Genomic DNA, 22,011 nt, shown 5'->3' with positions numbered 1-22,011 from the left:
GCGCATTGAGCAAAATTCACCCGTTTTGTGATATTCACCACGAAATGGGAACGTTCCCATTTTGATCGGGAAGAATTGGTAGCATGCTAAATAGGAACTATACCAAGAACACTCGGGTCGGCAGATTGGCCCTGCAGGGTGATGCATACCAAACTCACTGGAGTCACAGAGGGAAGACTCATGTCCAAGATCAACGCACAACATCTGGCCCAACTTATCGACAAGATCGGTGGCAAGGAGAACATCGCGACCGTCAGCCACTGCCTGACCCGGCTGCGCTTCGTGCTCAATGACCCGGCCAAGGCAGACCCCAAGGCCATCGAGGCCATACCGGCGGTGAAGGGAAGCTTCACCCAGGGCGGCCAGTTCCAGGTGGTCATCGGCAACGAGGTCGATCAGTGGTACAAGGCGCTCACCGAGGAGATCGGTGTCAGCGGTGCGAGCAAAGATGCCGCCAAGCAGGCCGCCCGCAAGAACATGAACCCGCTGGAGCGCGCCATCTCCCACATGGCGGAGATCTTCGTCCCGCTGCTGCCCGCCATCATCACCGGTGGTCTGCTCCTGGGTTTCCGTAACGTCATCGGCGACATCAAGATGTTCGATGATGGTACCCACACCCTCGTCGAGATCAGCCAATTCTGGGCGGGAGTTCACTCCTTCCTCTGGCTGATCGGTGAGGCCATCTTCCACTTCCTGCCGGTCGGCGTCTGCTGGTCTACCGTGAAGAAGATGGGCGGTTCCGAGATCCTGGGGATAGTGCTGGGGATCACCCTGGTGTCGCCGCAGTTGATGAATGCTTATGGCATCGGCGGCGCCGTACCCGATGTCTGGGACTTCGGGCTCTTTACCATCCAGAAGGTGGGTTACCAGGCTCAGGTCATTCCCTCCATCCTCGCGGGTGTGGTGCTGGCCTGGCTCGAAACCAACCTCAGACGCATCATCCCGGCCTATCTCTACATGGTCATAGTGCCGTTTGTTGCCCTCATAGTGACCGTCATCCTGGCTCACACCCTGATTGGCCCGTTCGGTCGCTGGATTGGTGAAGGCGTGGGTTATGCAGCCAGAGCCGCCATGACCGGCGATTTCGCCCCCATTGGTTCTGCTATCTTCGGCTTCTTCTACGCGCCCCTGGTCATCACCGGCATCCACCACACGACGAATGCCGTGGATCTGCAGTTGATGAAGGACATCGGTGGCACCCCGATCTGGCCGCTGATCGCACTGTCCAACATCGCCCAGGCGTCTGCCGTGCTCGGCATCATCCTGATCAGCCGCAAGGAGAACGAGCGCGAGATCTCCATCCCGGCCGCCATCTCCGCCTATCTCGGCGTGACCGAGCCGGCCATGTACGGCGTCAACCTCAAGTACAAGTTCCCCATGCTGTGCGCCATGATCGGCTCGAGCTGTGCGGCCCTCATCTGTGGCTTCGCCCATGTCATGTCAAACGGTATCGGGGTGGGTGGCTTGCCGGGCATCCTCACCATCAAGCCGGAATTCTGGGGCATCTACTCCATCGCCATGCTGGTGGCCATCGTCGTGCCCATGGTGCTGACCCTGGTGCTCTACAAGCGTCAACAGGCCGCTGGCAAGCTGGAGCTGACCGCCGCCTGACAGTTCCAAAAGTACTTAGGCGGAGCCCAGGCTCCGCTCTTTTTATTGGCCTTGTTCAACCCAAGGCCTGTTTCAACAAGATGAGCGACCCGACCATGAAACAGACACCCTGGTGGCAGAGCGCTGTGATTTACCAGATCTACCCCAAAAGCTTTCAGGACTCCGGCGCCCGTGGCACCGGCGATCTCAAGGGGATCATGGCCCGCCTCGACTATCTCAAGACCCTGGGGGTCGATGCCCTCTGGCTGACCCCGGTGTATGTGTCCCCCCAGGTGGACAACGGCTACGACATCGCCGACTACCTGAATATCGACCCCGCCTACGGCACCATGGCCGATTTCGAGGCCCTGCTGGCGGCCGCCCATGAGCGCGGCATCCGCATCGTGATGGACATCGTCGTCAACCACACCTCCACCGAGCACGCCTGGTTCCAGTCCGCCCTCGGGGATAAAAACAGCCCCTACCGCGACTACTACATCTGGAAGGATCCGGTGGATGGCGGTGTGCCGAACAACTGGATCTCCAAATTCGGCGGCAGCGCCTGGGAACTGGATACCGCGACCGGCCAGTACTATCTGCATCTGTTCGCCCGCGAACAGGCGGATCTGAACTGGGAGAACCCGGCGGTGCGGGCAGAAGTGAAGCAGGTGATCCACTTCTGGGCGAAGAAGGGCGTCGACGGTTTCCGCCTCGACGTCATCAACCTCATCTCCAAGGATCAGCGCTTCCCGAACGATGACAGGGGCGATGGCCGCCGTTTCTATACCGACGGGCCCCGCATCCACGAGTTCCTGCAGGACATCAGCCGCGACGTGTTCGCCCCGGTGGGTGCCATGACGGTGGGGGAGATGTCCTCCACCTCGCTGGAAAACTGCCAGCGCTATGGCGCTCTCGATGGCTCCGAGCTCTCCATGGTGTTCAACTTTCATCACCTCAAGGTCGACTACCCGAACGGCGACAAGTGGACCAAGGCACCGTTTGATTTCCTCGAGCTCAAGCGCATCTTCGACCACTGGCAGAGCGGCATGCACAGCAAGGCCTGGTCCGCGCTGTTCTGGTGCAACCACGATCAGCCGCGCATCGTCTCCCGCTTCGGTGACGAGGGCGAGCACAGGGTTGTTGCCGCCAAGATGCTGGCCAGCACGCTGCACGGCCTGCAAGGCACCCCCTACATCTATCAGGGGGAAGAGATCGGCATGACCAACCCGGGCTATGGCAGCATCGACGACTACCAGGATGTGGAGAGCCGCAACATCTTCGCCATCAAACAGCGCGAGGGCATGAGCGAGGCCGAGATCCTCGCCATCCTGGCCGCCAAGTCGCGGGACAACTCCCGCACTCCCATGCAGTGGAGTGCGGCCCCCAACGCCGGGTTCACGACAGGCACCCCCTGGCTCAAGCCTGCCGCCAACTACCCGGCGATCAATGCCGAGGCGGCGCTGGCCGACCCGAACTCGGTGTTCTGGCACTATCGGGATTTGATTCGCCTGCGCAAGGATTACCCCATTTTCACGCAAGGGGATTATCAGGAGCTGCTGGCGGGGCATGAGCAGATCTGGGCCTATGCCCGCCGTGCCGACGGTCAGACCCTGCTGGTAGTGAGCAACGTCTACGGCGAGAAAGTGGACTTTGCCCTGCCCGCCGGCATGCAGGCAGGCAAGGGACGCCTGTTGCTTGGCAACTACCCGGACGGCCCGGCCCAACCGCGCTCTTGCATATTGCGTCCCTACGAATCCCTGATCTGGTTGGTGGAATAGATGACTGAAGCAACGACAAACGCAGCGACCCGCCAGCAGAGCGCCACGGCGCAGAAGAAAGAGCGCGGGGTCGAGTGGCACAAGATGGTGGCGGGCCAGCCCTATGACGCGGCCGATCCCGAGCTCAGGGCGGCGCGGGAGCGCTGCCGCGCCCTCTACCACAGCTTCAACACCCAGTGGCAGGAGAAGCCAGAGCGCGATGCCCTGCTGCGAGAATTGCTTGGCAGCCGTGGCACCTGCTGCGCCATCAACCCGCCCTTCTTCTGCGACTACGGCGCCAACATCCATCTGGGGGAAAACTTCTACGCCAACGTCAACTGCACCATCCTCGACGTGTGCGAGGTGCATATCGGCGACAATGTGCTGCTGGCGCCCGGGGTGCAGATCTACACCGCCGCCCACCCGGTGGCGGTGGTCCCGCGCGTGGCCGGGGTCGAGTTTGGCCAGCCGGTGCGCATCGGCAACAACGTCTGGATTGGCGGCAGCACCGTCATCTGCCCGGGCGTCACCATAGGGGATAACAGCGTGATCGGCGCAGGCTCTGTGGTGACCAGGGACATTCCGGCCAACGTGGTCGCCGTCGGCAACCCCTGCAAGGTCCTGCGACCCATGACCGCCGAGGAACTGGCGGGCACGCAATAGATTAATCAACCATAAAATGGTGAAATACAGGAATAAAAGAAGGCGCCATCGAGGCGCCTTTGTTGTTTCTGCTAATCAGTCCGAATGGAGCAGGGATCCCGGCGGCCTAGGTAAACACCGGGCCAAAACCCGAGCCCCACAAGACGGCCGTGGTCGCCAGCACGCAGACCAGCAGCACCAGGCCGACCGTGACCACAGAGCTCGCATAGATGAAGCCCTGCTCCTTGGGGATGTGCATCAGGATAGGCACACCTATATAGAGCAGATAGACCGAATAGCTGAGCCCGATGAGGCCGATGATCATCACGAACCAGAGGTGCGGGAAGAAAGCGGAGAAGCCGACCATGAACAGCGGGGTCGAGGTATAGGCCGCGAGCTCCAGCGCCGTCGTGTAGCTGGGATCCGAGCCGAAGGTATGACCCATCCAGTGCACCAGATAAGAGAGGGCGAACACGCCGACGATGAGGGCGAGATACATGGCCACCGACAACACGAAGGCGCTGTTGGCGGTCAGGGTGATGGGCTCGCCGACGCCAATGCTCCAGCCGATATGCACGGCGGAGTAGTAGGCACAGACGGATGGGATAAGGGCCACGATCAGGATATGAGTCAGACTGTTTCTAAAACTGTCGTGTCTCTCGTCTATGGTATGCCATTCGGTGTGAGGATGGGCATACAATCCCCATAAGTGATTTAATATCATAGCGTTATTCCTTCTCAGCTTGAATTGTGGATCTTCCTGTACCGCTCTCGCTCCTCTGTCTGTTCTCTTTTGTCTGTTCTCTTGCATCGCCCGGCAGGCCATCCATCGCCCCTGGCTGATAGCTTTAAATAAAGTCGCACCAGACCCCATGCGTCAAGGAAGGGTGTGGGAAGCGCAGAAACAACAAAGCCCGGCAGGCCGGGCTTTGGAACTATTGTCGTACGCCGGGCTTCCCCCCATGGTGGAACCAAACGTCCATTATCTTCTCCTACCTTCGCCGGCTCAGGGCTATGCCCCACCCGCCTCAGGGCCGGCGCCTTGCGGACACCAGCAGAGTCGGCGTGCTCATCAATACTGCTTGGTCTTTGAGGCAAAGCCCGCCAGGAAGAGACCGGTCAGGAACATGCCGCAAAACGCTTCGATGGCCGACAACAGTTGAAGTGGCGACGAGGTCTGGGAGATATCCCCATAGCCGAGCGTCACGAAGGTCACGATGCTGAAGTAGAGGGAGCGACCGAGATGGCCATGGGTGACCGACTCCGGCGTCAGAAAATAGGTCAGGGTCGCCAGCATGATCACCAGCATCGACAGCAGCAGGCTTCTGATCGGCCGCTCGCCAAAGCCCCAGGTGATGAAGCTGATGAACTTGGAGCCACACTTGAGATAGCACAGCAGGGAGAGCACGCCTTTTCGCAAGATGCCGCCCCGCAGCCAGCGCTCCTTGAACAGCTCCCGCGGGCTCGCCAGCGACTTCATCTCATGCAGCTTCTCTTTGTAGTAACACTCACCGGCATCGACGGTATCCCCCACGCTGGAGAAGATGCGCTTGGCGTTGCGGTACAGCTTGCTGGCTTCACTGTGATCGATCCGGCCATTCTCGTTATAGACGACCTGTACCTTGTCCAGATTGGTGTGCTCCATGGTGGCATCGAAGCTCTTGGCACTCACATTGAAGTTCTGCAGCACCGCCCGGGAGGAGTGAAATCGTATCTCCTCGCACTCTATGGTGAAGTCCTGGAACACCCCGTCTTCCAGCGCCAGCTCCCGCTTCTTGGCCCAGGCCCTGTGATCCCACAGCAGGGAATCGAACAGATCCAGACCAATCACACCGCCGTTTATCCGCACGCCCTTGGCCGAGCAGTGCCACAGATAGACCTTGGAGTTGTTGATGGCGCCATCCAGGGAGAGTTCGTCGAGGCAGGTGAAATCGAGCAGGCGGCCGGAGATGATGGGGCTCTTGAGCTCGATGCCACCGATATTGAGCAGGCGGTGCTTGCCGAGCACCTGCGCCTCTCCCTTGTTGTTTTCGGTGACTGACAACAGGCTCTGCACCCGCTTGGCGGCTTCCTTCCCATACTTGCCGGTCAGCCACATGAGGTAAGGCTCGAAGCGCGATTCGGAGCGGATAAGGCCGCTCTTGCGCAGGGACTCCAGCGCACTTGAGGCGGTCTCGTACAACCTTGTCTTGTCATCGCTCATGTAGACGCAGAGGCTGAGCACGCAACGTGAACTGATGAAGCGAGCGATCCCTATCTGGAAGATCACCTGCCTGTCGACTTTTTGCTCGGCCATCCAGTCGTCGAAATGGGGCAACGAAGTCACCAGCAGCTCCCAGATATGCGGGTAGTCATTCTCCCGGCGCCACGCATTGAACTGCTCGGGGGAAAGCTGCCAAAGCTCGGTTGCATTCATACATTACCTCGATAGCAAATAGGTCCTGACAGGCATGGTCAAAGAGAGGGTCATGGTGCTGAAAGCCTTGGCCTGTTTGGCTGGCCTGATGCAGGGGAAACGGCACTGTAGACGTCCGTCACGCCACCATACTAGGCGAGAAGCATAAGCTAAGTCACTGACAGGGAATATATAAAAGGGAGAACAGCGACAGTTTGGCGCCGAAAGGGCAGAGAATGAACACCAGATGACCAGGGCCAAAACCTCCGGTCGTTTGGGTAACCCAGCCCAGGCAAGTACCATTCCAGCCCCTGTACCAGACCCGGATCGGAAAGGCGAAAAAGCAAGAGGGGATGCCATGGCATCCCCTCTTTGCATCATCTGAACAGAGTCAGATTATTGCTGCACTTCCTGTACGCCAGAGACGCGGACTTCGACACGACGATCCGGGGACAGGCAGGAGACCAGCTGATCCTTGGCAGTGATGCCATCGCACTGGCTACCGGTCACCGGGTTGGCTTCGCCACGACCTTCGATGGAGATCTTGCTGGCAGCCAGACCCTTGCTCACCAGGAAGTCGGCGACGGTGCGAGCACGCGCCTCGGACAGTTGCTGGTTGTAAGCCTCAGAACCGATGCGGTCGGTGTAACCGACGACGACAGCGCTGCCATCTTTGGGCTGGAATTCAACGATTTGCTGATACATTCCATTCAGGGCTTCAACCCCTTCCGGCTTCAGATCCGCCTTGCCAAAGGCAAACAGCACGTCGGAGTTCAGGGCAAAGTTCTTCTCAACAACCACAGGAGCCGGGGCTTCTTCAACAACCGGAGCGGCAACCGGGGCCACGTAGGAGGTGCGGAACGGGTGGTATACCGCTTCCAGGGTAGCAACGCTCTGGTCGCCTTCGTACTGCATACCGGTGTCGCTGGTCAGATCGGCCACGTCCCACATGTAGCGGTAGCGCGCCTGCAGATCCCAAGCATCGTTCAGCTTGTAGGTCAAACCCACACCTGCCATCGGGGATACGCGGGAATCGCTTACGCCCAGACCATGGGTATGACCCCAGTAGGCGCCGGCTTCACCGAACAGGGAGAAATCTTCACCCAGCGGCAGACGAGCGATACCGGACAGGGTGCCACCCTGGCTCTCGTAAGCGTTGTTGTTGATACCACTATTGGTGTTGCCACGACCGGCGTACTGATAACCCAGTTCGGCACCGAAAGTTTCGTTGAAGTTGTAACCCATGAACAGATTACCGGCAAACGCGTCTTCGGTACCGCTCTCTACGCCTTCGATCTTGTTCAGGCCGTTGAAGTGAGTCGCACCGATACCGGCACCGAAATAGATGTCGTCGGCAGCCTGAGCCGCGGTGCTTGCCAGTGCCAGTGCAATCCAAACAGGTTTCAGTCTTAAGTTCATCGTTATAGCCTCGTCGATAGCATTGTGGGCATCTCGCCCTTGTTATGAATGGCCGTCATTCTATAGGCGAAATCATGTACGGGAGCTTAAGCAAAGAACTATTTTCCATTCATTTTACTGTTGTTTTTTCATGCATTTCTCTGCTTCGAACAAGCAAACGTTTTTGCTCGATAGTGGGCTTCTTATGCTCTGCCATATTGATGGTGGCAACTGCGTGAATAGCCATCTGATATTCGCCCCAATAAAAAGGACCCTTGTCTTGCGGCCAGGGTCCTTTTTATGACACCTCCTGCTGGATTGAAACCCGTGATATACGGATTAACGGCCCGCCGTGCTGCCGACTGAACCAAGGAGGAGACATACCATTAATACTGAATTCCCGGGACACCATCATCCCGGTAGCTATTCCAGAGTCCATTGCCCGATTCGATCCCCAACCCATCTTCCCGTCCCCTCTCGGGATTGCTGCCCCCGGCTGCGCGCGCTAAGCTCGCGTATTCACAGGCCCGCATTCGAAGCAGCAGCCATGAACCAGCTCATTACCTATATCAAGGCCATTCATCAACAGCCGGTGCCAATCACCATCACCCGCCAGCAGCGTGAGCAATATAACGAGAACGATGAGAGCGGCACCCTGATCCGGCACCAGCAAACGACCTATTGGTTTGCCAATGGGGTCATCATCTCTCGCCAGACCGAGCAGGACGATGCCCCTTCCCGGCAACTGTGTGCCGAATGCTGGATCAGCTATCGGGTCATCACCAGCCCGATGCCCATCACACCGCCACGCAAGCTGTTCCACAACCCCTGTCAGGAGAGGTTCTGGCTCAAGATACAGGGCATCACTCCGGCGACCTGACGGCACCCGATAGAAGCACAACAGAGGATGGCCGGAAGATCTTGCCCGACCGGTGAGGCGTCGGCTTTCGATGCTGGTATTCAGCAAAAAGAGACCTGTTCCGGGGCTCGGCGAGCACTTGAACGGCAATGAATATTGCCTGGTCTTTGACATATATCCCGCGAGTAAGAGCACAGTCAGAAACATGCCACTGAACGCCTCGACAGCCGACAGCTGCCACCGGGGATGGGGCAGGATATATCGCCATCACGCCCGATAGACTGGTATCCGGATCACATGACAGTGAAAAACAGACAAAGAAAAAGCCCAGCTTTGCAGCTGGGCTTTTATATTGGCTCCTCCTACTGGACTTGAACCAGTGACATACGGATTAACAGTCCGCCGTTCTACCGACTGAACTAAGGAGGAATTGTACTTCGGAGACCAGATATCGCTATCTCATCATCCTTTATTTGGTGCCCAGAGACGGAATCGAACCGCCGACACGGGGATTTTCAATCCCCTGCTCTACCGACTGAGCTATCTGGGCTAATGGTGCCGGCTACCGGAATCGAACTGGTGACCTACTGATTACAAGTCAGTTGCTCTACCTACTGAGCTAAGCCGGCACACTTTAACCTACTGTGCATGAACAAACTTTTATTTCATGGCACCAAAACTTGGTGCCCAGAGACGGAATCGAACCGCCGACACGGGGATTTTCAATCCCCTGCTCTACCGACTGAGCTATCTGGGCGTGGGCGCTATTAAACGGATTTTAAGGCAGGTGGTCAACGGGAAATTTTACTTTTCGTCTCGTTCGTCTCTTTTTTGCGCAGCATCACTCATTTTGGGCACTTCCGTCGCAGAAGCCGCCCTCCGCCTGCCCCAGACCCGGGACTCTTCCCCCTTCAGCAAGCGGGTAATGTTCTCGTGATGGCGGATCAGAATGAGGCAGGAGAGCAACGACACCGGCAGGGTATATTCCGGCTTGAGCAGATAGGTGAAGAGTGGCGTCAGCAGCACGGTAACGATGGAGGCCAGCGACGAATAGCCGCTCACCAGCAGCACCAGCAACCAGGTCGCGATCACCGCGCCCCCCATGGCGAAGCCGATGGGCAGCATGGTGCCGAGCGCCGTGGCGACGCCCTTGCCGCCCCGGAAGTGGAAGAAGAGGGGATACATGTGACCGAGGCAGGCGGCCACCCCGATGAAGCCGAGGTAAACGGGTTTGATCTGCAAAAACCAGGCGAGATAGACGGGGGCCATGCCCTTGAGCACGTCAAGCAGCAGGACGATCAGCGCCGCCATCCGGCCACCGAGGCGCAGCACATTGGTCGCCCCCGGATTGTGGGAGCCGTGGTCACGGGGATCCGGCAGGCCCGTGATGCGGGAAACCAGCACGGCACTGGACAGCGAGCCGCCCAGATAGGCCAGAATAATCATCAAAATCGTCAGGGCCGTCATCTTGGTCGTTTTTACCACGATATGAATGGGGTATGATGCGGGCCACATTCTCCGGCTTGGGATTGCCCGAAAACGTGTCACCCAACCCGGTTGCCAGCGGCAATCTGCTTGCCAGACCTGCATCCCTGCGCTGTGTTAACAGCCCATCAAGAGTAAAGAAGAAGTACTGTCATGGACAAGGTGTTTATTCGCGGACTCGAGGTTTTGACCACCATAGGGGTATATGAGTGGGAGAAAGGCATTCGCCAGAAGCTCTGTTTCGATCTCGAGATGGGCTTTGACAACCGCCCCGCCGCCGCAACCGACGATATCAATCTGGCGCTGGATTACGCCACTCTCTCCCGCAAGATCTGTGATCACGCAGCCAGTACCATAGTCGAGCTGGTCGAGACCATGGCCGAACAGGTCGCGGCCCTGGTGCTGGCCGACGAGCGAGTGCAATGGGTCAGGGTGGTGCTGACCAAGCCGGGCGCCGTGCCCAACGCCGCCGGTGTCGGCGTCGAGATCCTGCGTCATCGCACGCCGGTCGCGAGCGCCCAGTGATGGGCATTCACACCCACGGTGGCTGGGTCTCGGAGGTGATGGCATGATCCGCATCTACATCAGCCTGGGATCCAATATCGAGCGGGAGCGCCACATCCGGGCCGGGCTCGATGCCCTGCAGGCCGAATTCGGCGAGCTTGAGGTCTCCCGGGTGTTCGAGAGCGAGGCGGTGGGCTTTGCCGGCCGCCCCTTCTACAACCTGGTGGTGGGCGCCGACACGACGCTGCCGCTCTCGACCCTGTGCCAACGGCTGCGGGCCATGGAGTTCGCCCACGGTCGTGAGCCGGATGCCAAGAAGTTCGCCCCGCGCACCCTGGACCTGGACCTGCTGCTCTACGGGGATCTGGTCTGCGAGCGCCCGGTCGCCCTGCCCCGTGGCGAGATCCTCACCAACGCCTTCGTGCTCTGGCCGCTGGCGGAGCTGGCGCCTGAGCTTCGCCATCCCACCGATGGCCGCTCCCTGGGCGAGCTGTGGCGGTGTTATGACAAGGCCTCCCAGCAGCTTTGCCCCATACCCTTCCAGTGGAAAGCCTGCGAGTTGCAGCATCATTGATCGACGAGGGCCCACAGGGGCCCTCGTTGTTTATCTGCCGTCCGCTTATCCGCCATCAAAAGGTGATTGGGCCCGAGTCAACGCGGCTGGCAATATGGGCCTGACACAGGAGAGCACAATGCCACTCGATACCATCCACGACTTCAACTGCCGGCTGCTGGCCGAGCTGCCCCACCAGCGTTATCAACACGAACCCATTCTGGATTACGCCACCGACGAGAAGGTCAAGGCCCGCCTCGGCTGGCAGGCCGAGTTCAGCAAGACCCTGTTTCTCAGGTTCAAGGATGGCCGCTTCGCCCTGCTGCTGACCCACAGGGACGGGCGGCTGGACAACAAGGCGGTCAAGGCCAGCCTCGGCGCCAAACCCTCCATCTGCACTCCCGAGGAGATGCAGGCCGAGATTGGCTGCCTGCCGGGCGCCGTCTGCCCCTTCCTCCCCCGCGCCGACATACCGCTGCTGGTGGACCCTGCCCTGCTGGCGCATGCGGCCTTCACCTGGACGCCGGGCCACCCGGAGCAGACCTTCCTGCTGAGCACCGCTCATCTGGCCGAGGTGCTGGCGCAACTGCCCTGCCAGGTCAGCTACCTGCCGGGCGCACAGCCCTGATCGGCAGACTGCCCTTGTCCTGCCTGACCCGAGTCGAGGAGCCTAGGCGTTCCTCTTATCCTGCTTGGCCAGCTGGGCGAAGATCAGCGCCGCCAGCATGGACATCAGTCCGATGCACAGGTAGGTGAGGTGGAAACCGCCGAGCCAGCGCTCGCTCTCCTCCATCGGCTGACCGGCGGAGAAGAGCCCGAGCAGGCTGGCGGCGATGGCCACCCCCAGGCTCATGGAGAGCTGCATCACCACCGACAGCAGGCCGTTACCGCTGCTGGCATGCTCCGAGCTCAGATCCTGCAAGGTGAGGGTATTCATGGCGGAGAATTGCAGGGAGTTGATGGCGCCAAATACCGCCAGCCAGACCAGCAGCACTCCGTGGGGCACCTGGTTGTCGATGAAGTAGAAGCTGGCGATCATCACCCCCAGCGCCAGGGTATTGCCGATCAGGATGCGGCGATAGCCGATGCGCGGGATCAGCTTGTTCACCAGCGTCTTGGTCAGCATGGCGCCGATCACGGTCGGGATCATGGTCATCCCCGCCTTGCTCGGGGAGAAGCCCAGCCCCAGCTGCAGGAATAGCGGAGTCAGGAAGGGCATGGCGCCGCTGCCGAGGCGCGCAAACAGGTTGCCCCAGATGCCGATGGCGAAGGTCGAGGTCTTGAACAGGGCCAGACTGAACAGGGGTTGCTCAGCATTGGCGGCATAGAGCCAGTAGCTCGCCATGGCGGCGAGACCGAACAAGACGGCAAACAAGGCCCAGCCAGTCGATATACTATGCTCTCCCAACCCCTGCAAACCGACGGACACCAACACCATACCGGCACTGAATAGCACGAAACCCTGCCAGTCGAACTTGGCGGTGTGTTGTCGCAGGTCCGGCATGAAACTCCAGCTGGCGATGAAACCGATCAAACCCACCGGCAGGTTGATGAGAAATACCCAGTGCCAGCTCGCCACCTCCACCAGCCAGCCCCCGAGTGCCGGACCGAGCAGCGGCCCCAGCAGGCCCGGGATGGTGACAAACGACATCACCCGCAGCAGATCGTGCTTGCTGTAGACCCGCAGCACCGCAAGACGCCCTATGGGCATCAGCAGCGCACCACCCACCCCCTGCAGCACCCGTGCGGCCACCAGCATGGGCAGGGTGCTGGCGGCGGCGCAGGCCAGGGACCCCAGAGTGAACAGCAGGATCGCGGCCAGATAGACGCGGCGGGTGCCGAATCTGTCCGCCAGCCAGCCGGAGGCCGGGATCAGCAACGCCACCGTCAGCATGTAGGCGATGACCACCGACTGCATCTGCAGCGGGCTCTCTCCCAGCGCCGCCGCCATGCTGGGCAGTGCGGTGTTGAGTATGGTGCCATCGAGGGTCTGCATGAAGAAGCCGACCGCGGTCAGCAAGGGCAGCCACTTGCGCTGGGCCGGGGTAACCATCGGTGAACTATCGGACATAAGCAACCACCTCCTCTTGACCTAAAAAGAGACCCGCATCAGAGCGGGTCATATCAGGATATCAGGCATCCGGCTGGCCGAGCATGGCCCTGAGCTGTTCTTCCAGACTGGGCTCCGGGGCCTTGAGGGTCTCGAGGAACAGGGACTCTATCCCGCTTCTATCCTGGCACTTGACGATAAACACCAGCCGGGACTGGGCCTTGCCCTCGGGCCAGTCTCCCAGCGCCTGCAACGGATAGAGCTGGCCGTGCACCCCGTGGATCACCACGGGCTGGCTCTCTCCCTCCAGCTGCAAGATCCCCTTGAGGCGCAGCAGGGCGTCGCCATACTGCCCCTGCACTGCATCGATGGCGGCCAGCAGACGGGACGGCTTGAGCGGCTCGCCGATGCGCAGGGAGAAGCTCTCTATGTTGCCATGCTCGAAATGAGTCGGTGCGGCCGTGCCCACCTTGGCGGCAAAGGGCTGCATCTTCGGCTGCATGGGAGATGCCAGCCCCTGCCGGGGTGACTCGGTGCGCAGCCAGGCCAGCAGCTGGCGCACGTCGCGCCCCGCCGCCTCGTTGTAGGCGCCGAGCTTCTCCAGCACCGCCGGCGACAGCTCGCCGTTGGCGACGAGCTGGATGGGAGCGGCAGGATTCAGGCTGGCGAGTTGGGCTTCCACCCGGTTCAGGGTGTCGGCGTCCACCAGATCCCCCTTGCTCACCACCAGCAGATCCGCCAGCGCCACCTGTTTCACCGCTTCATACTGAGCCGCCAGCTGCTGCTCGATATGACCGGCATCCACCACTGTCACTGTGCCATCGAAGCGGTAGCGCTGTGCGATGAAGCCCTCTTCCTTCAGGGTAAAGAGCACAGGCGCGGGATCCGCCAGGCCCGTGGTCTCGATGATGAGTCTCTTGAACGGCTTAATTTTCCGTTGAATGGCCTTCATAAAGAGCCCCTGCAACGCCTCCACCAGGGAGCCCTGCACCGAGCAGCAGATGCAGCCGGAATCGAGCAGCACCACCTGCTCGTCCACCTGCTGCACCAGGTGATGATCCAGCCCCACCGAGCCGAACTCGTTGATCAGCACGGCGCACTCGCCGAGCTCCGGCTGCTTGACCCAGTGGTTGAGCAAGGTGGTCTTGCCGCTGCCTAGAAAGCCGGTCAGCAGGGTCACTGGGATGCGGGTATCTTGCGGGTCGGTCATGTCAAATCCTTAGAGCCTGTCGTCATGGGGCTTGAAGAGGCTATATCTTCCCCCTCATCCCCAGCCCTTCTCCCACCAGGGGAGAAGGGAGCAAAAAATATAGCCCCTTTCCAAGAGGCCATCCTCACCGGTTGGCGAACAGCTCGCCGAGCCAGCGGTTTTCGAAGCGGCCATGGGGGTCGAGTTCGCGCTTCAAGGCCAGGAAGTCGTGCCAGCGCGGCAGCAGGGCCGGGAAGTCGTAGAGATCCATCGCCAGGTGCTTGCCAAAATGCGGCGTACCGCCCAGCGGCACCAGCAGTTGCTGCAGCTCGCGCATCTGCTCCATGGAGCCGCCCACGAAGGTGCCGTCCGCCGCCAGATAGACCAGGAACCCTATCCAGCACACCGACTTGCCATAGGCGGCGCTAAGCCAGGCCTCGGAGGGGCCGGTGCAGCGCAATATGAAGGGGTAATGCAGCGCTCCCGGGTTGCGCTCCTGCCAGTGCTGCAGGATCTCGAGGGCCTCCTGCATGCGCTCGAGGGGCACCGCCACCTCGCAGTTGATCTGGGGCGCCGGTATCCCCTTGCAGAGGATCTGGTAGACGTTGCCCACTAAGTCAGAGGCGTCCTTGAAACGGCGCACCGTCTCGAAATGCTCGCCGGCCCGCGCCTCGTCCTTGGTGTCCCGCGCCATCTTCTGCAGGGTGGCGTCTATGGTGTCATTGAGTGCGGTGTTAATGGCGCCGTCAACGCCCTCCTCCAGCAGCAGTGGCTCGCTGCCCCCGGCGCGGTAGCGGACCACCTCCTCCTCGGAGGCGGGATCCACCAGCCAGATGTGGCTCTCGCCGGTCCAGGCGAACCACCAGCTCTTCACGAAGCCGTGTTCGCGGTTGAGCCGCTCGTTGTGTTCCAGCAGGAAGGGGTAGTCGGTGGTGAACTTGGTGCAGCGCATGATGCGGTTTGGCACTGTGCGAAGGCGCACGTCGAGCAGCACGCCGAGCATGCCCATGCCCATCACGAAGGCGCCGAAGCGCGGATCGGTGCGATCCACTTCAATGATGTCCCCATTGGCCAGCATCACCGTCAGGGCTTCCACCGCATCGCACAGGGAGGACTGGTGCAGCCCCTGACCGTGGGTGCCGGTGCTGAGCGCGCCCCCCAGGGTCTGGATGCCGATGACGCCGGGGGATGCAGGCAGCATCCTATCCATGGCGATGAGATCCCCATAGACGGTATCGAGGGGCGTGCCCGCCTGGTAGGTGACGGTATCGGCGGTTTTCGCCAGTTGGCCGCGCAGATGGTGCAAGTCCACCAGCAGCGCCTGACTGCCCTCGGCATAGACGCTGTGAATGGGTTCGAAGGAGAGGCCCGAGCCTATCAGCCGCAGCTTGCGCGCCGGGTACTCCCGCAGCAGCGCCTGCAGCTCGTCGCGATTCTTCGGGCGCCACACCTGATCCAGGGCGCCGAGGGGGTTGGTCCTGGACCAGTTGAACAGCACCTCCCGATTGCCAATCGCCTTGATGCTGTGAAATGCCTGGAACTTGACCGTCATACCGCGCCTCATCTGACTTCTAAATGAGCGGCAATTCTACCGAAAAGTGGCCCGCAAGGCATGGAAAACAAGCCCCTACAGTCGAGGGTGGATAAGAGGGACCAACCCCCTTCCCCTCAGCGTGATTGCTGGGTCAACGCCAGCAGCATACCGAATCCCACCAGCAGACCGCCAAACACCCGGTCGATCCAGTGGCGCACCGCCAGCAGACGAGCCCGCACCGACTCGCTGGAGAAGAAGAGCGCCACCGCGCTGAACCAGAGGGCGTGGGCCAGCACTATGAAGGCGCCGTAGCCGAGCTGAACCGCCAGCGGCGTCTGCGGCTGCACTACCTGCATGAAGAGGCTGACGATGAAGATGGTGGTCTTGGGGTTGAGTACATTGGTCAGAAACCCGGTGCGCAGGGCCCCCAGGCTGGAGAGGGCTGGCTGACTGGCCATCTCTTCACCGGTCGCGGGCTGGGCCCGCAGCATCTTGATGCCGAGGAAGATGAGGTAGGCGGCCCCTGCCAGCTTGATGAGGTTGAACAACCAGAGCGACTGCTGGATCAGCAGGCCGACCCCCAGCAGGGTGTAGCTCACATGGACGCAGACCCCGGCCGCTATGCCGAGCGCCGTCAGCACGCCGGTGCGACGGGAGAGCAGCAGGCTGTTGCGCGACACCATGGCAAAATCGGGGCCCGGGCTGATGACGGCAAAGAAGGTAATGGCGACTACGGCTAACAGTTCGGTCATGAAAATAGTCCTGATCACATGGAATATCGGCTATTTTATTTGGCAATAACCCCAATGACGAACGATAACTTCTGACATGAACGGTGAAAAAAATTCACAGAAAAGCCTGTCGCTGCCCTCCCTCACGGCCCTGCGCTGTTTCGAGGTGGCCGCCCGCACCGAGCACTTCGGCCGCGCCGCCGACGAGCTGCACCTCACCCATGGCGCCATCAGCCGGGCGGTGCGCCTGCTGGAGGAAGACCTGGGAGTCAGGCTGTTCGAGCGGCGCCAGCGCCGGGTCTTCCTGACCGAGGCGGGCGACCGGCTCTATCGGGCGGTCAGGGAGGGGCTGGGCCAGATCCGGGAGACGGCCCAGGCGCTGCGCCAGCAGAGCCGCCCCCAGTCGCTGGTGCTCTCCTGCGAGCCCACCCTGCTGATGCGCTGGCTGATCCCGCGCTGGCCCGCCTTTCAGGCCCTGCACCCCGAGCTGGACGTCCATCTGATGGCGGGGGGCGGCGCCCTCAGCTTTGGCAGCGGCATCGATCTCGCCATCCGGCGCAATGACTTCGACTGGCCCGAGGATCTGCACAGCCAGCTGCTGTTCGAGGAGCTGACCGGGCCTGTCTGCCAGCCGGGCAAGGTGGCGCAGTTTTTCGAGCCGCTAGGGGAAGAATCCGCCCTGCGTCCCTCGGCCCCCCGCCTGCACACCAAGACGCGCCCGGATGCCTGGTCACGCTGGCAGGAGAATGGAGGGCAACCCCTGAATGACGAGGCGCCGACCCAGACCTTCGAACACTTCTACTTCAGCCTGCAGGCCGCCGTGGCGGGCCTTGGCGTCGCCATAGGCCCCTGCCGGCTGGTGTGTGACGATCTGGAGGCTGGGCTACTGGTGGCCCCGCTCGGCTTCGTTCCGGATGGCACAGGCTACCACCTGCTCGCCCCCGCCAGACCCGAGCCCGGCAGCGCCCACGAGACGCTGGCGAACTGGTTGCACAGCCTGAGCTGAGCGCTCACTGCACCTCCCCGCACTACAATGTTGACCTCGGGGACTCACGGCAGCCAGCCGTGACCTGGCTCAGTTGGCCCGAAAGGCACTGCCACTCTGTTGCGCCGCCAGCAGCAAGGCATCGACCAGGACGCGCACCTTGAGCGGCATGTGCTGGCTCCTGGCCGACAGCGCGGATGCCGTGGCCGTACAGCACGCCATACGCCAGAGCGTCACCAGCTTCGGGCGGCTGGACATTCTCGTCAACAATGCCGGGGTACTGGTATGGGGCCACCTTGAGGAGCTGACTCTGGATGACCTGGATCGCACCCTGGCGGTCAACATCCGCAGCGTCTTCGTGGCTTGTCAGGAGGCGGCTCATCACATGGGCAAGGGGGGGCGCATCATCAACATCGGCAGCACCAATGCCGATCGCATCCCCATGGCGGGCGGATCCGTCTACGCCATGAGCAAATCGACCCTGGTCGGCCTGACCAAAGGCATGGCACGGGATCTGGGCCCCCGGGGCATCACGGTCAACAACGTGCAGCCAGGCCCGGTCGATACCGACATGAACCCGGCTGACGGGGAATCGGCGGAGCAGCTCAAGGGGATGATGGCGCTGACCCGCTACGGCAAGGATGACGAAATCGCCAGCTTCGTCGCCTACCTGGCGGGGCCTGAAGCAGGCTATGTCACAGGCGCCAGCCTGACCATAGATGGCGGCTTCTCCGCCTGACTTTCCCTTTGACCTCAGATACAAAAGCCCCGGCACTCGCCGGGGCTTGCTCATCAGGGGGCACCACTGCCGCACACTCGTGATGCGGCTTGCGTGGCAGGTCCGGCTCAGGCTGGTTCAAGCTGTTCCTCTTTGGCCTCAATCGCTGGCGAGGCCGCCTGCACCAACTGCTCGTCGCAGAATTGCCGGACGGGCACGGGGCGGCCGAACAGGTAGCCCTGCAGATAGGTCACCTTGCCCTTGAGATACTCCGCCTGCTCGCGGGTCTCGACCCCTTCGGCCACCAGCGCCAGGCCGAGACGGTGGCCCAGATCGATCACGTTGTCGACTATGTGCTCGGAGAGGGACTCGGTACCGATACGACGAATGAAGGACTGATCGATCTTGAGGTAGTCCACATGGAACTGCTGCAGATAGACCAGGCTGGAGTGGCCGGTGCCGAAATCATCCATGGCCAGCTTGACCTCCATCTCGTTCAACGCCTGGAACAGCGAGAGGGTATGGGGATCCGCCACCAGCAGCTCCCGCTCGGTCAACTCCAGCACCAGCGTCACCTTGCCCGGTGCGAAGCGGGCGAGGAAGCTGCGGCACTCCTCCAGCAGGCTGTCGTCACGGCAATGGGCCGCACTGATGTTGAAGCTGATGTGGAAGCCATCGGGCAACTGCGCCTGGCTTGCGACCAGCTGCTGCCCCACCCTCCCCATGATGAGGCTGGTCATGGGCACTATCAGGCCGCAGGCCTCCGCCTGGGGAATGAAGAGATCCGGCCGGATCAGCCCCACGTCAGGATGCTGCCAGCGCATCAGCACCTCGACCCCCATGATGCGTTCGCTGCCGCTCTCCACCAGGGGTTGCAGGTAGGGGACGAACTCTTTGGCTCGCAGGGCCCGGGCCAGCTCGCTGGTCGGGGAGCGGGGGCGCCCCAGCAGCCACCACATGAGCACGGCAACACCGGCACTGAAGGCAAACAGCAGCCAGATCCCGAAGCCATGATGCCGCCACAGCCCCATCAGGGTGGGAGCAGAGGAGTAGCCCGCATAGATGGAGAGCGGATAGCCAGCAGCCTGGAGCTCGACATGCTCCTGACTCGCCAGGGAAGGCGTGGCGGCGAAGAAGTGGCCCTCCTCGTCGAGCCAGCCATCGCCCACCCTGAGCATGAGGGGCATGGCTCCCTGGTTGAGGCTCAGCATGAAGTTGAGGTAATCCCCATCGATCAGGGTCATCACGGCCCCTTGCACAGTGCCGGTGCGCACCGAGAGGATGGGATGATGCCGCCGCACCTCGTTCCCTTCCATCAGGCGCAGCTGGCCCTGGCTGTACAGCTCGGCGGTATAGGGGATCCGGCGCCGGCCAAACTGGGAGGTACAGTAGACGCTGTCCCCCTGGCTCAGGTTGACCGAACGCACGAAGGGCACCATGGCGACCAGGGATCTGAGGGTCGGCAGCGCAGTGGCGCAGGGCTTGCCCAGAAATGGCAAGGCCTGGCGATTGGCTGCCTGGGCATGAGACAGCATGGTTTCCATCAGCGCCAGGGTATGGCTCGCCGCCTGATGGGACTCCCACTGCAGATCGACCCGATAGCGAACGAGCATGGCCCAGTTGCCGAGCAGCATGGGCAGCGCGAACATCAGCAAGGTGATCAGCAGTCTTGGCCTGGGTCTGGCCGTGTCGGCCGCGGAGCAATAACGCATGGCGGATCCCGTTCGTAAAGGGTCGCCATCTTAGCAACCCAAGCTGAACCCAGGCCTAACGGGTCAAATAACGAGCAGCCACACTGCGGGACTCAGGCGGAGGTGGCGTGGCTGGCAACCAGCTGGCCATCCGCCTCCCCTGCCGTCAACCCCTGGCAGAACTGACGCAGCGGCTGAGGGCACCCAAACAGGTAGCCCTGCAGATAGTGCACCCCCTTGCTCCAGAGATAGTCGGCCTGCACCTCTGTCTCGACCCCTTCCGCCACCAGCGTCAGTCCGAGCCGGGTGCCCAGATCGATGACGTTGTCGACGATGTGTTCGGAGAGGGACTCGGTGCCGATGCGCCCGATGAAGGAGCGGTCGATCTTGAGGTAATCCACATGAAACTGCTGCAGGTAGGTCAGGCTGGAGTGGCCGGTGCCAAAATCATCGATCGCCAGCTTCACCCCCATCTCGTCCAGTCGTTTGAACAGCGCCAGGGTATGCACATTCGCCACCAGCAGCTCACGCTCGGTCAGCTCCAGTACCAGCACGACCCGTCCCGGGGAGAAGTGATCCAAGAAGCTGCGACACTCGTCCAGCAGGGAGAGATCCAGGCAATGAACGGCGCTGATATTGAAGCTGATGTGGAACCCTGCCGGCAGTCGATCCTGGCAACTGCTCAGTCTCAGGGCCACCGCCTGCATCAGCACGCTGGTCATGGGGACTATCATCCCGCACTCTTCCGCCTGGGGAATAAACAGGTCGGGGCGGATCAGGCCGGAACTGGGATGTTGCCAGCGCATCAGCACCTCGGCGCCCATCACCTTGCCACTGCGGCTGGCTATCAACGGTTGCAGATAGGGCACGAACTCCTTCGCCCGCAACGCGCGCTTCAGCTCCCCTTCCATGGATCGCGGCCGCCCCAGCAGCCACCACACCAGCAGGGCGATGCACAAGGAAAAGACCAGCAGCATCATGATGGTGAGGTGCCGGACCTGCCACAGCGCCCCCCATACGGAAGGGAGTTCGAAACCCGCATAGACGGATAATGGATAGTGCTCGGACTGGACCTTACGTACGCCCAGGCTCGGCAGTCTGGGATAACCCTCCACCAGGCGTCCCTGTTCGTCCAGCCAGGCATTGCCCACACGAAGCTGCGCCTCCCCCGAGACGGGGGCACTCAGGGCCAGCATGACCTTCAGGTATTCGCTGTCGATGGTGCTGAGGGCGGCGCCATCCTGCGACGCGGTCCGCAGCGCCAGCACAGGGTGATGGGCTCTGATCTGATTGCCTGGCAGCAGGCGCAGGAAGCTGTCGCTGTAAGACTCGACATCGTCCTCCCAGTGCACATCCCCGAGCAGCGAGTTGCAGTACACCCCTCGATGGTTGATGAGGCTGGTGCTGCGGACGAAGGGCGTCAAGGTGACCCGCTTGCGCAGGGCCAGGAACGACGCCTTGCAGGGTTGCTTGATCAGCGGCTCCACGCTGATGTTGGTCCCTTCCGCATGATGCAACATGCCTTCCATCAACCGGACCGCCTTGGTGGCGGCGAGCTCCGCCTCGTTGTCCAGCGTGCGCAGATAGTTGCTGTGCAACTCCCACATCCCCACCGACACGGGCAGCATGAACACCAGCAGGGCGCACAGCAGACGCCAGCAAGGGCGAGCGGCATCGAATCCGAATAAAAACATAGTGTGACCACGCAAATGAGAAAAACGAGTGGGACTCACGAAGCCGGTATCCATGGAGGTGGAGTGCCCGGGCGACAGAGGCACGGCCAGAAAACGGGGCATCATACTGTGCCCCTTTAGCCCCTTTCACGAGCCAGATCAGTTTTTACTCAATGAGGCGAGGAAATACCCGACCAGCACACAACCGCCGGGTGGTCGCCACAAAAAAGCCCCGGCAGGGGCCGGGGCTCGTTCTC

At 61.3% G+C, this 22,011-nt stretch carries 19 protein-coding genes and 4 tRNA genes; 9 read left to right on the top strand and 14 right to left on the bottom strand.

Features of this window, described 5'->3' with window-relative positions; translation table 11 throughout:
- The first annotated feature begins 180 nt into the window (after positions 1–180).
- The 3 genes from treB to MM194_RS02735 all read left to right on the top strand — a co-directional run bounded on the left by treB (position 181) and on the right by MM194_RS02735 (position 4,010).
- Positions 181–1,611, top strand: a complete 1,431-nt coding sequence (treB, locus tag MM194_RS02745; RefSeq protein ID WP_033129486.1) for a PTS trehalose transporter subunit IIBC — start codon at positions 181–183, stop codon at positions 1,609–1,611.
- Between the two features lie 95 nt (positions 1,612–1,706).
- On the top strand, positions 1,707–3,368 hold the full coding sequence (gene treC / locus MM194_RS02740; RefSeq protein WP_241342579.1) for an alpha,alpha-phosphotrehalase: 1,662 nt from the start codon (positions 1,707–1,709) through the stop codon (positions 3,366–3,368).
- 84 nt (positions 3,369–3,452) lie between these two features.
- Positions 3,453–4,010 carry a sugar O-acetyltransferase gene (locus tag MM194_RS02735; protein WP_241342730.1) on the top strand — a complete coding sequence of 186 codons (558 nt, stop codon included), beginning with the start codon at positions 3,453–3,455 and terminating at the stop codon, positions 4,008–4,010.
- A 106-nt stretch (positions 4,011–4,116) separates the two neighbouring features.
- On the opposite strand, the gene MM194_RS02730 is transcribed toward MM194_RS02735, so the two are convergent.
- The 3 genes from MM194_RS02730 to ompA all read right to left on the bottom strand — a co-directional run bounded on the left by MM194_RS02730 (position 4,117) and on the right by ompA (position 7,803).
- Entirely contained in the window at positions 4,117–4,713 is a 597-nt protein-coding gene (locus MM194_RS02730) for a Yip1 family protein (protein ID WP_033129489.1), read from the bottom strand.
- A 348-nt stretch (positions 4,714–5,061) separates the two neighbouring features.
- Entirely contained in the window at positions 5,062–6,405 is a 1,344-nt protein-coding gene (locus MM194_RS02725) for a potassium channel family protein (RefSeq protein ID WP_241342578.1), read from the bottom strand.
- Between the two features lie 375 nt (positions 6,406–6,780).
- A complete protein-coding gene (gene ompA / locus MM194_RS02720) occupies positions 6,781–7,803 on the bottom strand; it encodes a porin OmpA (protein WP_033129491.1) in 1,023 nt (340 codons plus the stop codon).
- A gap of 526 nt (positions 7,804–8,329) precedes the next feature.
- On the opposite strand from ompA, the gene MM194_RS02715 reads away from it, so the two are divergent.
- On the top strand, positions 8,330–8,662 hold the full coding sequence (locus MM194_RS02715) for a hypothetical protein (RefSeq protein WP_033129492.1): 333 nt from the start codon (positions 8,330–8,332) through the stop codon (positions 8,660–8,662).
- A 332-nt stretch (positions 8,663–8,994) separates the two neighbouring features.
- Here MM194_RS02715 and MM194_RS02710 read toward each other — a convergent pair.
- The 5 genes from MM194_RS02710 to plsY all read right to left on the bottom strand — a co-directional run bounded on the left by MM194_RS02710 (position 8,995) and on the right by plsY (position 10,108).
- Positions 8,995–9,070, bottom strand: a tRNA-Asn gene (locus MM194_RS02710).
- A 45-nt stretch (positions 9,071–9,115) separates the two neighbouring features.
- A tRNA-Phe gene (locus MM194_RS02705) sits at positions 9,116–9,191 on the bottom strand.
- A 3-nt stretch (positions 9,192–9,194) separates the two neighbouring features.
- Positions 9,195–9,270 (bottom strand) — tRNA-Thr (locus tag MM194_RS02700).
- 52 nt (positions 9,271–9,322) lie between these two features.
- Positions 9,323–9,398: transfer RNA gene (locus tag MM194_RS02695), tRNA-Phe, on the bottom strand.
- A gap of 47 nt (positions 9,399–9,445) precedes the next feature.
- The gene (gene plsY, locus MM194_RS02690; protein WP_033129493.1) at positions 9,446–10,108 is read right to left on the bottom strand and encodes a glycerol-3-phosphate 1-O-acyltransferase PlsY; all 663 of its coding nucleotides are present in this window, start codon (positions 10,106–10,108) and stop codon (positions 9,446–9,448) included.
- Positions 10,109–10,279: 171 nt separating this feature from the next.
- On the opposite strand from plsY, the gene folB reads away from it, so the two are divergent.
- From folB to MM194_RS02675, 3 genes are all read left to right on the top strand, one after another.
- A complete protein-coding gene (gene folB, locus MM194_RS02685; RefSeq protein ID WP_033129494.1) occupies positions 10,280–10,651 on the top strand; it encodes a dihydroneopterin aldolase in 372 nt (123 codons plus the stop codon).
- Between the two features lie 43 nt (positions 10,652–10,694).
- Positions 10,695–11,204, top strand: a complete 510-nt coding sequence (gene folK / locus MM194_RS02680) for a 2-amino-4-hydroxy-6-hydroxymethyldihydropteridine diphosphokinase (RefSeq protein WP_241342577.1) — start codon at positions 10,695–10,697, stop codon at positions 11,202–11,204.
- A 118-nt stretch (positions 11,205–11,322) separates the two neighbouring features.
- Positions 11,323–11,811, top strand: coding sequence for a YbaK/EbsC family protein (locus tag MM194_RS02675; protein WP_033129496.1), 489 nt, complete (start codon positions 11,323–11,325; stop codon positions 11,809–11,811).
- A 42-nt stretch (positions 11,812–11,853) separates the two neighbouring features.
- On the opposite strand, the gene mdtD is transcribed toward MM194_RS02675, so the two are convergent.
- The 4 genes from mdtD to MM194_RS02655 all read right to left on the bottom strand — a co-directional run bounded on the left by mdtD (position 11,854) and on the right by MM194_RS02655 (position 16,708).
- Positions 11,854–13,254 carry a multidrug transporter subunit MdtD gene (gene mdtD, locus MM194_RS02670; RefSeq protein WP_241342576.1) on the bottom strand — a complete coding sequence of 467 codons (1,401 nt, stop codon included), beginning with the start codon at positions 13,252–13,254 and terminating at the stop codon, positions 11,854–11,856.
- A 61-nt stretch (positions 13,255–13,315) separates the two neighbouring features.
- Positions 13,316–14,443 carry a GTP-binding protein gene (locus tag MM194_RS02665; RefSeq protein WP_241342575.1) on the bottom strand — a complete coding sequence of 376 codons (1,128 nt, stop codon included), beginning with the start codon at positions 14,441–14,443 and terminating at the stop codon, positions 13,316–13,318.
- Between the two features lie 124 nt (positions 14,444–14,567).
- On the bottom strand, positions 14,568–15,974 hold the full coding sequence (locus MM194_RS02660) for a D-arabinono-1,4-lactone oxidase (protein WP_241342574.1): 1,407 nt from the start codon (positions 15,972–15,974) through the stop codon (positions 14,568–14,570).
- Between the two features lie 116 nt (positions 15,975–16,090).
- The gene (locus tag MM194_RS02655; RefSeq protein WP_241342573.1) at positions 16,091–16,708 is read right to left on the bottom strand and encodes a LysE family transporter; all 618 of its coding nucleotides are present in this window, start codon (positions 16,706–16,708) and stop codon (positions 16,091–16,093) included.
- Positions 16,709–16,784: 76 nt separating this feature from the next.
- On the opposite strand from MM194_RS02655, the gene MM194_RS02650 reads away from it, so the two are divergent.
- Together MM194_RS02650 and MM194_RS02645 are read left to right on the top strand one after the other, a co-directional pair.
- Positions 16,785–17,693 (top strand): LysR family transcriptional regulator, encoded by a 909-nt coding sequence (locus MM194_RS02650; protein WP_241342572.1) that lies wholly within the window; start codon positions 16,785–16,787, stop codon positions 17,691–17,693.
- Between the two features lie 148 nt (positions 17,694–17,841).
- The gene (locus MM194_RS02645; protein WP_241342571.1) at positions 17,842–18,411 is read left to right on the top strand and encodes an SDR family oxidoreductase; all 570 of its coding nucleotides are present in this window, start codon (positions 17,842–17,844) and stop codon (positions 18,409–18,411) included.
- A gap of 107 nt (positions 18,412–18,518) precedes the next feature.
- Here the strand turns inward: MM194_RS02645 and MM194_RS02640 are convergent, their stop codons facing one another.
- Complete coding sequence (locus MM194_RS02640) at positions 18,519–20,102, bottom strand: EAL domain-containing protein (protein ID WP_241342570.1); 1,584 nt, start codon at positions 20,100–20,102, stop codon at positions 18,519–18,521.
- A 92-nt stretch (positions 20,103–20,194) separates the two neighbouring features.
- Positions 20,195–21,775, bottom strand: coding sequence for an EAL domain-containing protein (locus tag MM194_RS02635; protein WP_241342569.1), 1,581 nt, complete (start codon positions 21,773–21,775; stop codon positions 20,195–20,197).
- Positions 21,776–22,011 lie beyond the last annotated feature (236 nt).

This window comes from Aeromonas sp. MR16 (assembly GCF_022549315.1).
In the GTDB taxonomy this organism is placed as follows: Bacteria; Pseudomonadota; Gammaproteobacteria; order Enterobacterales; family Aeromonadaceae; genus Aeromonas; species Aeromonas aquatica.
Note: the sequence above shows the minus strand (reverse complement) of the source record. Positions and strands in the feature narration are given on the sequence as shown.